The following is a 13,889-nucleotide window of genomic DNA, read 5'->3' on the forward strand; positions in this document are numbered from 1 at the left end:
TAGCTTTCGTTAGAAACCGTCTCTTTAATTTCTCTATTTCTCTTTTGAAACTCCACCCTAACAGCAGTTCCAATAACATTGATTTTTCTTTTCATGAGATTTCATCCAAATCGATTTTTATCCCAATATTGCATTGCCTCCAATATTGGTTGCTTTTAGCTTTAATTTATCTAAACCAACTTTATATATTTTCTCAAGTTTATTTCGATATGTACCGGAAAGACCACCTAAAAGATCGGTAAATGATGCCCCAAAATCAGAAAAGAAATTGGTCCCTACTACTACATTAACTGATACCAAATCTAACAATAGGATCTTGGATCAAAGTTTACACAGCAATAAATATTTTAAAATCGTAAAAGAAAATTAATTTTGAATAAAATCGACTTCCGGTAGATGAGTGCTAAGAGGTTCTTCGGGGATATAGGCTTCCCTTATTTTTGATTTTATAGCACCTAAAATTAATTTTTGCCACTTTTTTTTAGAAGATTTAGGTAGTTCAATCCAGGTATTAGTTCCGTCTTCTTTAGTAAACCATCGAACTTCAAAATGCCAGAAATTAGAATTGGTTGGACAATGACATACCCTTGATACACTTAAATGATCAGATTTATCACCTTTTTTATATGGAATTTTAATCCCTTCAACGGCGTCTACTGGTAAAACAAAAAAACCAAATTCATCCTCATTTAGAAAATCTATATCCAATTTCGGCTCATCCGGAGAGCTAGTAAAATCCCAATTAGAGTTATAATATTCTTGTTTTTCTCCAACTATTTTAATTCCCAGATGTTCAACTTTATATTGCCCTAATAAATTGGTTGAATAATCAACCAAATTTTTACTTTGGTCAACTATGGTTTCATCACTTAAAAGTTGTGTTGATGAATTAATAAGAACATTTGAGAATGTTTTACGTAGAAGATGTTTATCAAGAATTTTCTTTAATTCAATTTTCTTATACTGTTGTTTCGGTAAGAGAATATCGGGATATTGAAGAATCATTTTGATGGATTAATTTTAATAAAGATGTTGTTTCTCTAGGCAGGATTGATTCTAAATGCCGTATTGATTCATCAATATTCCCCATTTGGGAAAGAATATGTTCATTATCCTGATAAGCATTTACAACTACATCATAACCTCGAGAATTATCTTCTTTATTATCCTTATCAAAGAAAATTTCTAAGTGGGTATTAACTCCAGCTATTTTAGAGAAAATAAATAATGAATCCGAAGATGTTAATTCCACTCCCATAAATGAAGGGTTTAGCTTTATTAATTTAGAAATCGAATAAATAAATTTCTCAATTAAATTTTCTTTCGAAACCACATCTATAAACCATTTTTTTTTGTCTAGTTCGTAGGAGAAATCCGAAACCACCTTTTTTAGTATTTTTTCAATATTAAAAGGATAATTCAAAAAACTTCCAGAATGATAGAACAGTTGATCTAAAGACAAGGGTGTACTTGACCTTGAAGACCTTCTATAACTATCCTCTGTAAAACGATTAGAATGTATATTTGCTGAATTGAGTAAGGTTTCCATACTAATAGACTGGATTTAATTCATTTAAGAAATCTTGGTTAAGCAATGAAAAAAAGACAGATTTTTGTTTAAAATGACAATCATCTATTGTTTTCATTAATTGCCCAATATCTTTAATTTCAAAATTTTGTTTTATTACATCAATATCTATTAATGAAATGGATGTAATTGGTGCTTGTTTTTCCTTTGTTATATTAACAGGTAAATTAGAAGTTAAATTCAAAGAGATTGAATACCCCTCATCTCGCCATTTTAGATTTGATGTACTAGTATCAATTTCTGTACCCGGAAATGATTGATCATAACCAAATTTAACTTTATCTAATATATCAATATTTTCAAACTCACTGATATATCTAATCCCTACCCTACTAAATGAATTTATATTATTCGCATCTATAAGGATCCTCAGAACATTTTCAATCAACTCCCTATATTTGGTCCAACCAATATAAGAAGAAATAGTATTAAAGGTTAAAGAATGATTTGGATGAATTTGAATTTTCACTTGATCATTAGGTCCTACAAATAAATGTGTCGGATTAAAATTAATTTGCTGCCCATTAATTTTAGATTGTTCTTGAAAAGGGGTTACATACCTGAATCCATTATTAGTAAGGGTCTTATGAACATACCCTATTAATATTTCATAAGACAAATCTGAACTATAAAATACTTGCATTAAAGCATCCTTTATTCTGTCAGGCTCTATTTTTATTGGAATTTTCATCTTACAACAAATATATAAACTTTATAATAGTAACTATGTTTAAGAAATCTTATAAAATTACACTTTAATCTCTAAATACCTTTTAAAGGACATTCAAGAAGTTTTCAATTAATATTATTACACGTATTTCTAGTCGTTCCTATCTATTTTTAGAATAGAGGTTTAATTTTCTAATTGGTTCTTTAAAAGCGTTCTCCATTCTTACTGAAGAATCTATTAAGAATTCATTGATAGTAGGCCAATCAGTTTCTTCAAAATAGCTTAAACCATCTAATTGATCTTTGATACGACAAGTAACGTTTTCATCCATTCTTTCCCAGGTCAATTCACCTCCATAATCAGCTTCAATTTGGTCCTTCATCTTGTAAATGAAATCAAATAGTTCTTTATTCTCCTCTTTGCTACCGCGATTAAAAACAATCTCACTTCTGCAGTAATTACTACTTACTACTAAATTTAAGCTAACGCCACTCATCCCAATCCCTTTACCAATCCAACTCTCTTTTGAGGGGGAATTGTTGGAGAAAAGGTTATTCTTTGAATTGCTATAATTAATGAAGTTCTCCCAGAATTTTAATCTGACGTGATGCCTGTTTTTTAATGTTTCCTGCACCTCAATTTCTTCCTGGGCTTTGGTGGAAATACTGATGGCAAAATCTTCTGTTTCCTTCGTGGGTAGAATCTGTTCTACATTTAAGAATAGTTGTTCATCATACTCGAATGGAGTGACCTTAAAACATTGAAGACGGATTTTAAAGTTCAATAACCATAGAACAGATGAAGTTACTTCTTTTCTAAAGTTTGCCGCTACCAAAATTAATCGCTGGGAATTTAAGCCTTGATTTAATACAATTTCGCTTATATCTTTTCCCTCAAAGAAATCACATAACTTATCCTGTGCAATTGCAGATGAGCCTAAATAGTCCTGATAAATTTTAATAATATCCTGTTTGGTCAAACTGGCACAATACGAAGCATATTTAATGGCCTGCCAGGTGACATCTTTTCCGGAATCATCTAGTTTATTCTCGATTACTACGATGTTGCCAAGTTTATCCAAGGCCAATAGATCAAGCCTTTCATTTGTTTCTGTAAAACCACAAAACTCTTTCTGAATTATTAATAATTCCTCACCAAGAGATGCCGGGTTATTTGCGATCCATTCTTGTAAATGATCCCTTTCTCTAAATCTTAATTCAGTGAAAGTCTTTTGTTTAAGTTTGGTTATTCGGTTACTATTTTTGTCGATTAAGTACATTTTCTTGTAATTAGAGGCTCAAATTTTAACTTTATAAATATAGATTATCTAGTGCGAAGCGAGGGAGCCGTCTCACCGGTTTAATTTTTACACTTGTTTAAAAATGAAACAGAATATTTGGTTAAAAGGAAGGGAAATTTATTCATTAGAGAATTAATTTCTATACCAGTCAGGTTGAATCGACCATATTGCAAACGAACTAACAAGTCTATCATAGTTATCATAAATTGCAATTTTAAGCCTTTGGTCTTTTGAACTTTTAATAATATTATAAATCGTAGAATAGGAGTCAAAATTAATTCCACCTTGTTCGGTTTTTAATCCTTCTTTTGAAGTAGTTATATCGCCGGACTCATCTTTTATTTTTATGGTGTTTCCTGTTTTAAATCTTATTAAACTTCCGTCAGAATCCATTCTATAAATTCTTAAGTAGTCAGGAGTTAACTCCAATGCAGCTTGAACTTGGTAATCAGGCGCTTCATATGCACCATAATAATATTCGTAATTCTTGAAATCACCAAAATCATCAGTAGCTATTTCTTGCTCCCAATGGTTATAACTTTTTTGCTGTGCGAATGTATTCAGGGTAATAATCAATAAAAAAAATAAAAAAAATTTGGAATAAGATTTCATAACTTAATTAATTTAAAAATTTTTAATCTACGCTGGTTTCAAATCATATAACTTGAAGTTCAAGGCGCCGGCTTGATCATTTCACACCAATAAATCAAATTAGCTATTATCGGTTTTCTTATTAGGAAAATGAATTATGTCATTTGGATCTATTTTTTGTTCTTCTCCTAATAGATGAATACGAACTGCTCCAAGGATTTCTCTCGTGGATTTAGCAGTTGGTTTATGATTAAGCAAATCACTTAAATCTTCAGCTATACCCTTTGGCAGCCATAAAAACGCTTCAAAGCTTAATTTATTTAAATGCTTATGATCTTCAGGAAAGGACAACCATTCCGCCATTACTTCTGCTATTAAAGCTGCTTTTGTCCTAGTACTTATTATATTCTTGTAATCCTCCAATTGGCGGTCATAAGTATGTTTTATGGAATATTGGATTTCTTTCATTATCCAAAATTTAAATAGAACATAAATCAGACCTGCCAGAGGTATAAAAAGCACCCCGGCCAATTTTAGTATATCATAAAATTGCATATTCATAAATTTTCAGTACTTAATTGATAAAACATCAATTTCCCAATCATCCTCCAACGACCTATAAACTATGATGGTTATAAATATTTATATTATTTTTTAATAATATCTACTAATATTTTACTTACCTCTTTAATATCACCATAATATCTAGCCATATCAAGATAAGTTATACTATCTTGATTCCCGTGGGCAATATTATTTCTGTTGGAAATTACTGAATTCATTGAGCTTTTCTGCTGGTCAGAAACCTTCTCTTCAAATTCATTACTCCATTCCGAATTGAATTCGGATAATAAATTTTTCAATCTTTTGAAATCTAAATTTGTAATGTACTTTGTCCTTTTACCAATATAATTTTTCACTGGTTGTGGAGAGGATCCATCACAGAAATTCGCAATTAAAATTCGAACCACATTTTCTAAATATCCAGAAGTTCTAACACATAAATATCTTGAAAGATGAGCCTTATTAATTTCACCATCTTCAATTTGGGAAACTTCGGAAAATAATTGATCTAATTGCTTTTCATAAATTTTAAGCTTATAAAAACTCATTATTTCAGGTCTTTAAAGGCTTTAATGGCTAAATCAATACGTGACTCAACATTTTTTTCATCAGATGTCCCTCCTTGAACAATTGAGATAAAATCCTTATTGGCTACCAAATCATTATAAGCTTCGACAAACTCAGCCCTATTTTCTATATCTCCAGATTTTAATCTTTCTGCAACTCCAATAGAAATGGCATCAAAAGCTCCTAGATTTAAATTTCTTTTTATTCTAAAAGGCTTATTTCCAATCGACTTTGTTATAAAATCATAAGTTGAAGTAAATGTTTGAATAAAATCCTCTTTTGGGATTTTATCTAAATTTTGGTGTTTTGACATAAACGAATTTAGAAAACCTTTCAATGGTTTTTCATAATGTTCCCGATCATATAGAAGTGAAAAAAACCTTAAAATGAGTTCTTGCTCTTTTAATCTTTGATCAGGTTTTTTTCCAAAAATTGACCTCCAAGAATGCTGGCCTACTAAATCATTTAGTAATTCATTGAATTCGCCATAATAAATACAAGCTCGAATTTCTTGAGGCTTTAAATCTCTACCTCCAGAATTTAATCTTTCAAAAATTTGGTAAACACTACTTTCATCTTCATCAGGCTCATCTTGTCGAACTATTGTTGCGTGAATAATTGAATCATCCAACCTTAATCTATCAGGAGCTTTTAATGTATTATATGTTCTGCCAAGTAAATCGTCTTGGACATTTTGCAATTTAAAAGGAGTTTGTTGAAAATAGCCTGTATAGAAATAATATAAACTCATTAATCGTTGCTGACCATCAACCACAAGTAATCTATTAGTATCTTTTTCTTTCGATAGAAATATTCCTGGAACAGGGAGACCTAATATTAAAGATTCTATAAATTTGGAAGCTTCATTTATACTCCAAACATACTGTCTTTGAAAGGGAGGAATAAAAATTACCTTATCTTTTATTCGTTTCATTAAACTATCTATGGGGTAATCAGCTCCATAACTAGTTATTACATATCTGAAATCAATACTTTCATTTTCAGTTTCGTCATCAAAATTGAAAAGTAAAGGTTGTTCTAAATTTATATCATTCATACATTTAAAATTATACCTAATTCGTTTTAATACCCTAAATATACCAGGATCCTACAATCCTTTATCTTGATTACACCGCCTCTTCAACGATCCTTATTTCCTCTTCCGTCAAGCCGTAGAGCTCATATACCATCTGGTCTATTTTGCGGTCGGTTTTGTCTATTTCGGCTTTTAGGTATTGGGCTTTTTGTTTTTGATCATTAAAATATTGCATCCATTCAGCTTCTTCGCTAAGGCTAAGTTTTACTTTCACTTTTTTAAGCTCCTTTAAAAATCCTTTAAAATCGAGGATATACCAGGACTGGAGGTTCTTACTAAATTTTTCGATTTGAAATTTTGATTGAAGTAATTCTAAAAATTCTGTGACTTGCTGTTGTAATTTAGCATTAACGTCAAGAGCAGTGTTAGAAAAATTGCCCATTAATAAGGGATTAATGGAAGTTGCCAATGGTACAGGGAAAGGTTCTAATACTTTTCTTTTTACCCCTATGTATCCACCCCTTAACACATTCCCGGTATTGGATAAATAAAACCAGAATAACTTACTATTAAGTATAGGTAAAATAGTGATGAGTGAATAACTTGAATTTTTATTTAAAAGTAATGTATGGCACTTACTGTTATGATAAAAATTATTGAGATCTAAAGTCATACTACCCCCAAAACAAACTTCAGGAGTAATAATTTTAGGTTGGTCAAGAACTGATATGGCTTGGTTTCGACTAAATTGATACCAATTTTCATTATTAAATTTGCCTTTTTCCCTTTGTCTTAAAATCGATTCAAATTGTTTTAAGTATTCCATCGCATTCGGAAACTTTTCTAACATTTCAGAGGGACTATACAGTTCTGCTTTTCCTCCAATAATTTGATATGGAAAGATTAGCCATTCATTATTAACAAGTTTTTTATACTTGCTCACATCTTCCCCTCTCAGGTGCGGTTTTAGAATTTCTTCTTCAAGTAAAAAAACTTTCCCATTCAGTGATTCAACTTTCAAATGATTACCATTAAATTCTCCTTTTACACAAAAAACAGCATCTTTTCCCGTAATAATTCCTTGTACAAACCTGTCAAATACATTATTTAATCTGAGAGGCTGTTTTTTAAGTTTTTCTAAGATTAGACTAGTGTTTCCATCATTAAGGATCCATTGTCCTTCAGTTAGTTTTTTAAAATATATTTTACTTGAAGAATTATCACTGAAGAGATCTTTTGGTGCCACCTGTTTAAAATCAAAATAAGTCTTAGATTCTTTCGAAAGGGTGATAATGCAGGTATACGTTGTGGCGTCCTGAAAGACTAATTCTGATCCGAAATGAACTAATTCTTTAACAGCATTATTTTCTAATAAAAAACTTCTAATTCCTTTACCAAAATCTGTGATTAGAAATTTATGAGGTAATATAAATGTGATAATCCCTTTAACATTAATAAATGATACTGATTTTTCAATAAAAAGAGTATAAATATCATAATTGCCGGTAGCAGCCCGAAAATTTAAATCGTAGAAATTCACCAAAGCTGGGTATGCATCAATTAAACCCTGTATTCTCAAATAAGGCGGATTTCCAATCACCACATCAAAGCCACCTTTGGCAAAGACTTCGGGGAATTCCTGTTGCCAGTTAAAGGCTTTTTCTCCGGCTACTTCGGGATCGTCTATGAGGCTGTTCCCGGTTTTGATGTTGTTGTTGAGGGATGTTAATTTCCGACCTTTCTGAGCGGTGCGCAGCCAGAGCGAGAGTTTGGCGATCTCCACGCTTTCCCCGTTGATATCTACCCCGTAAATATTGTTTTCCAGGATGGCGTTTTCCACCTCGCTCATCACCATCGCATCGCCAAAGAGTTTGGCCTGCAGTTCATCTATGTAGCCGTGTTCGGCAATGAGAAACTCCAGGGCCTGGTTTAAAAAAGCACCACTACCACAGGCGGGATCGCAAATGGTGAGTTGCAGGAGCCAGCTGCGGTAATCTTCCAGTTTTTCAGTTAGTTTTTTTAGCGTGGCTTTCTTACGGCCTTTACGTTCCTTTTCATAGTCGGCTTCTTGCAGGTCAAGTTCGGCCTTCTTCTCTTCACAGAGCTTGCCTACAGTATTATCTACTATGTATTTTGTGATGTACTTGGGCGTATAGAAAACCCCGTCTTTTTTACGTTTGCTTTTGGACTTGTCGGTGACTTCCCCCTGAATTTCAGCCTGGATCTCATCAATATCATTCAGCGAATGTTCAAAGATATGGCCCAGGATGTTCACACTCACTTCAGACTCAAAATCATAATTGCTGAGCTTGAGGGTGTGCTTGTAAAGCAGATCGTCATCAATCTTAATGTTATCCAGTACCTCATCGGGGGCGAAGAGTCCGCCGTTATAGGCAAAGATCTCGTGTTGATGCCCTTTATGGCCGGTATTCATATAGCCGAAATACTTCCGGAACCTTTCATAAAGCGGAAAATATTCATCATATTTCTCCTTGAGATCTGTCCATTGTTTCAGAATAGACCTTATTGAATTTGGTGGCAGCAGGAGCCGGTCTTCAGCAAAGAAAATGAAGAGAAAACGGTCCAGTAATTTCTGCGTTTTCTTGAATAAGATCAGCTTGTCATATTGCGGATTTTCACTATGAATACTATTAAAAATCTCATTTCTGAAAAGCGCGTAATCCTTATAGAGTTGCCGGGTGATGTTTTCCTCCTGGGTTAAGGATTCATTTTTGATCTTCTTCGGAATTTCTTTTAAAAGATAGTCGGCTGAAAGGCAGAGCCACAGCACTTCGAAGCGTTCTTTGGTTAGCTGAAAAAGGTTAAATTCCTCAAAATCCACCGCGTTATCGATATAAAACCGAAGCTTTTCAAAGTTGGAAGTGATCACATAATTACAACCCGGCTGATTATTTTTGTAGCCAAAGGCCTGAGTTTCCACCTTGCTGAGGTCGGCAGTGCCGGTACCTTTGAGTTCGATCACCGCCAGGGCTTTTTTGCCGTCTATAATAGCGCCGTCGGTCTTTTTTGAACCTTTGATGTTTTTGAGTTCGGTGGTGAGGTTGAAATCGGGCGTGGGATTTTTGACATAGCCCAAGGCATTCACAAAGAGGTCGATAAGGAATTCTCCCTGGTATTGTTCTTCTTTGGAGCTCCTGATATTCTCCTGGATCACCGGATTATGGAAATGCGCTGAAAAGAGCTCGTATGCTCGTTCGATCTTTTCGTTATCTAATGCTTTCAGGTATTTATTGAGAACAGAGTTCTGAAATAGACTCATATTTGGTTAGTTAGGGGGTCTGAATAGAATTTTTCCGAAAGAGGTCATCAGATTGATCACCAAAACAAGATGGTGTAAACTGAAGTTCCTAATAAATAGTTTTTTCATCCCGGAGAAATAGATGTTATAAGACAGCGAGGTAGGGGTAGCTACTTTAACTGGCAATATAATAATTTAATAAATTTTTAAGATAGTAAAGTATGGTCTTATTCCCTATCCTACTTACATAATCTCATTACTTTATAGTTAATTGAAAGTTTCACCTATTATAAAAATCAACTGCTATATGGTGTGAGAGGCGCACTCCGTCAATTAACGGCGGAGCCGTCTACTCGATTGGCAACAGTTACTTCACCTTGTCTGCAATTTTCTGAAAGTAAAGATTCTTCTCTTCTCCGCTAAAGTAAAATTGACTCAACTGTCTTGTGTTTATTAAAATTCTCTCTTTATTCTGACTATAGTATACTTCAAACTTTTTATATCTCTGTGAATCTGAATTTTCTTTGGAATGTTTTACATTAAATAAATTTTCAATTTTTTCCTTTTTGACGTAAGAACCTGTAGCTAATATTGTAATAGGGAAACTTTTATAGAATTGGTTTTTAATTAAGATTTCCCTTTCATCACAATCTTTAAACCCCATTTGTCTTTTTGAAGTCGTTGTATTTAACTCAGTTATAAAACAGTGCTGAAAAAATTCCAAGTTCTTGTTAAGATTCAAATCCGATATTTTTTTCACTAATTTTTCATATGATTGCCAAGTTCCAGTTGCCTTAATGTCGTATGGTCTTCGAGGATTTAAAAATCCATTCTTGCCTTTAAAGGAATAATTTTTATCTGAAATTTTCTCCTCAATTATAGTGTTCCAATGTTCTGGATTGCGGTAAGATTCCATTTCAAGAGTAACTGGATGTTTTACTGGATCAATCGCCATCTCCTGTCCGATAAAAAGTATGTCTGAATCAGGATTCCCAAACCCAATAAAATAAGGATTTGCATCTATTGAATTGCTGTTGTAGAATTTTTCCTGTGTTTTGGTGTGGGCGAATTGGGTAAGGTCAAGAAAGGGTTTGTTAAACATTAAATGGTATTTAAATGATTAATATCTGATTATAAATTTTTTATTCTTCAAACTGGTCCAACTGGTCAAGAATTCGTTGCAATACTGAAGAATCTTTATCTCCATAATTATCTCTCAACACACCACTGAAAGGATCAGACGATTCTGGTTTCTGATTAATATTTAAATTAAATAGTGCTTGAGTAAATCGTAATTGGGAATTTTTCTCTAAATAAGCACTTAGTAAGTTTAAAATCTTTTGATGTTCTACGTTCATTTTGTAATTGTTGTCAACGTCTCATATAAAAATAGCGCGAGCTGGCAAGCGTGATTGTCCGTAAGACAATCAGGCATTGCAAGTGAGCACAGACTTCGATTTGAGACAGGTTTAAGCATTGCTTTTTATGCAATGTCTTGAGCCGTTTTTCTTTATTATCTGAATGCATTTAAGGCAGGAATTTTCGTTTTAAATTCCTTGTCCAATCGTTCAATAGTTTCTTTTTTTGGTCTATTGATTTCTTCTAAAGTCTCTAAAAGAGGTTCAAAATTATTGTGGTCAGAGGAATGGTGAATTACCAGAACTCCTTCCGGATAGTTTGCAAGATGATTTCTATGGAATTCATAGTCTCGACTATTCTTTTTGAGTTGAGAATTCATCATTCTATTAAGTTTATCCCTGGAAAACTTTTTTTCAAATTCTGCAAGTTTTTGCAAGGCATATTCTCGTCTAGCGACACTTAAAGGAGGTTCCATTAAAACCATCTTTTCTTTTTCCGCGACCTGAATAATGTCTGTGGAGCTTCTGATATCCGAAATGGAAATATCATTTTTCAATCTATATAAATTCGCAGTTGTTACAATGATAGGTATATGATGATAGATAAAATGTCCATCCAATTCGCTATGCTCAATTTGTTTCTTAAAAGCTGAGATTGCTTTTTCAATTAATGCAAAGCTCAATTGAGATACGGCTTGGGTTATAGTTTTTGGGTTTTGTCCAGTGGAATTTATCTCAATCCCCTTTGAACAAAGTTTAGCTGTTTCCTTAAACCCTAAGACTTTAAAAAAGTCAGGATAATCATACTTATAGAAAAAATCATTAGTATTCAAGAAACTGTTCATTCCGATTCCCCTGTCACTATCGTTATATTTTTCTGGTAGAAAAAGCCAATTGGTTGAGTCGTCCCGAAATTTACATTCAATCATTAACTCGAAACTATGGTTTCCAATTTCCTTGGTAGCATCTATGTCGTATGAGAACTCCGTTAGAACGTTGTTTTCATTGTTTCTTAAATAGGAAAAATCATATTCGGTCCAGAAACCAAGATCTTTTAATTTTTGTTTGACTTCATATTCTAAAGGCAAACTCGATTTTAAGAGAAAGTCTTTCCATTTTGAATTGTCTTTTTTCATTACTTGAAGTCTTTTTTAAAAGCCTCACAACTCGTTATATACCACATAATCTAGCTTTTTAAAAATAAAAATCCTGGGATAAACTCAGTTTTGCTAAATATAAACCATTAAGATAAGAGGAAATTACGGAAAAAAGTAAAAAGAGAAAGTTATGGTTGGTTTGACAAGGGATAAATCAATTTTCAGAGGTAATCTAAATTAAATAGCTTTCGGGATCGGTTAGTGTGAGCTCTAGCTTTTTATTTGCCTTCCAGCTCTGCAATACGTTTCTGCAGTATTGATTTAGTCTCTTTTAAGGATTCATTGGCGTCTTCTAAAGCGTTATTTGCCTTTTCCAAAGCATCTAATTGCTTTAGAAGATTAACTAATTTCTCCCGCAGAACTTCTGGATCAGTTTCTTTATTAATTGAATCAGTTGAATCTTTTTGTAACATTTGACCATCACCGGTTAATAGCCAGGCGGGATTCAGTTCTGGACATTTCGAATACAATAATTCAGCATCAAAGGAATTTCTTGATTTCCAATTAGATAAAGTTTGTCTGGTGATCTCTAAAAATTCTGCTAATTCTGCATCCTTTTTAAATCCATAATTATCCTTTATCTGGTCAAGCATTTTAGATTTATTCATAAAAAGTAAACGAAATGTTTATAAAAATACCGAAATCTATTGTTTTGTAAACAAAATGTTTATATATTTGGTTTTGTTCCAAATACAGGAACAAATTAGTCAAAAGACAAACTTACGTAATTTATGAAGAAAACTTATAACACCAGCGTAGTTAGAGCCCTTGCTTGTAAATATGAGGTAACTCCACGTTACATAAGATATTGTCTTAGAGGTGATAGAACCCCCATTTATGCAGATGAATTAATAGCAGAGTATAACACAAAACTGGAGCAAGTAGAAAAGGCATTGAATTCAGATAAATAAAAATTCATCAACGATTACAATTTGGCGTCGTAAAAGAAAGGTCTGGGCTTAGATTTAACAAATAGTTATTTAAATCACTATAAAAATTAATAGGGCATATTATGTTACAGCATATTTTCAAATTGTTACAACAAGGCCATCCTGATGGTCTCGAACTTATCTATACCAAGTATCACCGCAATATTTTCTGGGTGGGCCGGCAAATTCTGGATGATGATTTTGCCGTGGAAACTCTGGTTCAGGATACCTTTTTAAAATTATGGATTCATCGTGATCACATAGAAACCCCTAAGCATATTTTCTTTTTTTTACGAATGGTGATGAAAAGGGAATGCTATACATATTATACCCGACCTAAAAATAAATTTTTCAGCAGCGTCAATTCCCTGGAAAGTTATGAGAACTACCAGGATTATTTAGCCGGCTATGATCCCAATAATGATCTTCAACACCGAAAAGACCACGAGACCCAACAAAAGGCCTTTGATAGGATTAAATGCGTATTGCCATTATTGACTTCAGAAAGAAAACATTTAATAGAACTTTGTTTGAAATATGGCTTTCAGTATAAAGCTATTTCAGAGGTGATGGGAACAAGCATCACCGAAACCAGCAAAGAAGTAAAGAGGGCTATCCAGGATATCAAGAACATTATCAATCAGGGAGACACGCTTGAAATGAAAGAGGAACCTGCTACAGCAATAAAGGTCCAGGGTGAAATGACTGCAGAACAGGAAAAGGTGTTGAAATTACGATGTGAAAAGAATTATTCTTTTGCTTCCATTGCTGCAGCGCTTAACCTATCACAAAAGGAAGTACACAGTGAGTTTATGGCCGCATATAAACTCATGCAGGAGAAACACCAACAGCAACCACAATCGGCTTAAT

Annotated in this window: 16 protein-coding genes; 2 read left to right on the forward strand and 14 right to left on the reverse strand. The window is 33.1% G+C overall.

Features of this window, described 5'->3' with window-relative positions:
* Positions 1-117 precede the first annotated feature (117 nt).
* From BM266_RS00095 to BM266_RS00160, 14 genes are all read right to left on the reverse strand, one after another.
* Positions 118-309, reverse strand: coding sequence for a heavy metal-binding domain-containing protein (locus BM266_RS00095; protein ID WP_175494735.1), 192 nt, complete (start codon positions 307-309; stop codon positions 118-120).
* A 57-nt stretch (positions 310-366) separates the two neighbouring features.
* Positions 367-1,005, reverse strand: a complete 639-nt coding sequence (locus tag BM266_RS00100) for a hypothetical protein (protein WP_093404323.1) — start codon at positions 1,003-1,005, stop codon at positions 367-369.
* Positions 959-1,549, reverse strand: a complete 591-nt coding sequence (locus BM266_RS00105; RefSeq protein ID WP_093404326.1) for a hypothetical protein — start codon at positions 1,547-1,549, stop codon at positions 959-961. Before BM266_RS00105 ends, BM266_RS00100 begins: the two co-directional genes overlap by 47 nt.
* Position 1,550: 1 nt before the next feature.
* On the reverse strand, positions 1,551-2,279 hold the full coding sequence (locus BM266_RS00110; protein WP_093404328.1) for a TIGR04255 family protein: 729 nt from the start codon (positions 2,277-2,279) through the stop codon (positions 1,551-1,553).
* Positions 2,280-2,418: 139 nt separating this feature from the next.
* The gene (locus BM266_RS00115) at positions 2,419-3,537 is read right to left on the reverse strand and encodes a DUF4268 domain-containing protein (RefSeq protein WP_093404331.1); all 1,119 of its coding nucleotides are present in this window, start codon (positions 3,535-3,537) and stop codon (positions 2,419-2,421) included.
* Positions 3,538-3,690: 153 nt separating this feature from the next.
* On the reverse strand, positions 3,691-4,170 hold the full coding sequence (locus BM266_RS00120) for a hypothetical protein (RefSeq protein WP_093404334.1): 480 nt from the start codon (positions 4,168-4,170) through the stop codon (positions 3,691-3,693).
* A gap of 99 nt (positions 4,171-4,269) precedes the next feature.
* Positions 4,270-4,617, reverse strand: a complete 348-nt coding sequence (locus BM266_RS00125; protein ID WP_139220578.1) for a hypothetical protein — start codon at positions 4,615-4,617, stop codon at positions 4,270-4,272.
* A 179-nt stretch (positions 4,618-4,796) separates the two neighbouring features.
* Positions 4,797-5,261, reverse strand: coding sequence for a HEPN domain-containing protein (locus BM266_RS00130; RefSeq protein ID WP_093404339.1), 465 nt, complete (start codon positions 5,259-5,261; stop codon positions 4,797-4,799).
* Positions 5,261-6,337, reverse strand: a complete 1,077-nt coding sequence (locus BM266_RS00135) for a DUF262 domain-containing protein (RefSeq protein WP_093404342.1) — start codon at positions 6,335-6,337, stop codon at positions 5,261-5,263. The genes BM266_RS00130 and BM266_RS00135 overlap by 1 nt, the downstream gene beginning before the upstream one ends.
* A 70-nt stretch (positions 6,338-6,407) precedes the next feature.
* Positions 6,408-9,596 (reverse strand): Eco57I restriction-modification methylase domain-containing protein, encoded by a 3,189-nt coding sequence (locus tag BM266_RS00140; protein WP_093404344.1) that lies wholly within the window; start codon positions 9,594-9,596, stop codon positions 6,408-6,410.
* 346 nt (positions 9,597-9,942) lie between these two features.
* On the reverse strand, positions 9,943-10,677 hold the full coding sequence (locus tag BM266_RS00145) for a hypothetical protein (protein WP_093404347.1): 735 nt from the start codon (positions 10,675-10,677) through the stop codon (positions 9,943-9,945).
* A 40-nt stretch (positions 10,678-10,717) separates the two neighbouring features.
* On the reverse strand, positions 10,718-10,933 hold the full coding sequence (locus BM266_RS00150; RefSeq protein WP_093404349.1) for a hypothetical protein: 216 nt from the start codon (positions 10,931-10,933) through the stop codon (positions 10,718-10,720).
* A gap of 155 nt (positions 10,934-11,088) precedes the next feature.
* A complete protein-coding gene (locus BM266_RS00155) occupies positions 11,089-12,069 on the reverse strand; it encodes a hypothetical protein (RefSeq protein WP_093404351.1) in 981 nt (326 codons plus the stop codon).
* A 239-nt stretch (positions 12,070-12,308) separates the two neighbouring features.
* Positions 12,309-12,698 (reverse strand): helix-turn-helix domain-containing protein, encoded by a 390-nt coding sequence (locus BM266_RS00160; RefSeq protein WP_093404354.1) that lies wholly within the window; start codon positions 12,696-12,698, stop codon positions 12,309-12,311.
* 123 nt (positions 12,699-12,821) lie between these two features.
* Here BM266_RS00160 and BM266_RS00165 point away from each other — a divergent pair, with 123 nt between their 5' ends.
* Complete coding sequence (locus tag BM266_RS00165; protein WP_093404358.1) at positions 12,822-13,001, forward strand: hypothetical protein; 180 nt, start codon at positions 12,822-12,824, stop codon at positions 12,999-13,001.
* Positions 13,002-13,102: 101 nt separating this feature from the next.
* Complete coding sequence (locus BM266_RS00170) at positions 13,103-13,888, forward strand: RNA polymerase sigma factor (RefSeq protein WP_093404361.1); 786 nt, start codon at positions 13,103-13,105, stop codon at positions 13,886-13,888.
* Position 13,889: the final 1 nt, after the last annotated feature.

It is taken from the genome of Salegentibacter flavus, from assembly GCF_900115145.1.
Taxonomy (GTDB): domain Bacteria; phylum Bacteroidota; class Bacteroidia; order Flavobacteriales; family Flavobacteriaceae; genus Salegentibacter; species Salegentibacter flavus.

Bases quoted from the DNA above. Each gene is read 5' to 3' on its own strand.
- BM266_RS00125 (WP_139220578.1), bottom strand. From the start codon at position 4,617: ATGAAAGAAATCCAATATTCCATAAAACATACTTATGACCGCCAATTG.
- BM266_RS00135 (WP_093404342.1), bottom strand. From the start codon at position 6,337: ATGAATGATATAAATTTAGAACAACCTTTACTTTTCAATTTTGATGAC.
- BM266_RS00160 (WP_093404354.1), bottom strand. From the start codon at position 12,698: ATGAATAAATCTAAAATGCTTGACCAGATAAAGGATAATTATGGATTT.
- BM266_RS00130 (WP_093404339.1), bottom strand. From the start codon at position 5,261: ATGAGTTTTTATAAGCTTAAAATTTATGAAAAGCAATTAGATCAATTA.
- BM266_RS00145 (WP_093404347.1), bottom strand. From the start codon at position 10,677: ATGTTTAACAAACCCTTTCTTGACCTTACCCAATTCGCCCACACCAAA.
- BM266_RS00115 (WP_093404331.1), bottom strand. From the start codon at position 3,537: ATGTACTTAATCGACAAAAATAGTAACCGAATAACCAAACTTAAACAA.
- BM266_RS00150 (WP_093404349.1), bottom strand. From the start codon at position 10,933: ATGAACGTAGAACATCAAAAGATTTTAAACTTACTAAGTGCTTATTTA.
- BM266_RS00165 (WP_093404358.1), top strand. From the start codon at position 12,822: ATGAAGAAAACTTATAACACCAGCGTAGTTAGAGCCCTTGCTTGTAAA.
- BM266_RS00105 (WP_093404326.1), bottom strand. From the start codon at position 1,549: ATGGAAACCTTACTCAATTCAGCAAATATACATTCTAATCGTTTTACA.
- BM266_RS00110 (WP_093404328.1), bottom strand. From the start codon at position 2,279: ATGAAAATTCCAATAAAAATAGAGCCTGACAGAATAAAGGATGCTTTA.
- BM266_RS00100 (WP_093404323.1), bottom strand. From the start codon at position 1,005: ATGATTCTTCAATATCCCGATATTCTCTTACCGAAACAACAGTATAAG.
- BM266_RS00140 (WP_093404344.1), bottom strand. From the start codon at position 9,596: ATGAGTCTATTTCAGAACTCTGTTCTCAATAAATACCTGAAAGCATTA.
- BM266_RS00170 (WP_093404361.1), top strand. From the start codon at position 13,103: ATGTTACAGCATATTTTCAAATTGTTACAACAAGGCCATCCTGATGGT.
- BM266_RS00155 (WP_093404351.1), bottom strand. From the start codon at position 12,069: ATGAAAAAAGACAATTCAAAATGGAAAGACTTTCTCTTAAAATCGAGT.
- BM266_RS00120 (WP_093404334.1), bottom strand. From the start codon at position 4,170: ATGAAATCTTATTCCAAATTTTTTTTATTTTTTTTATTGATTATTACC.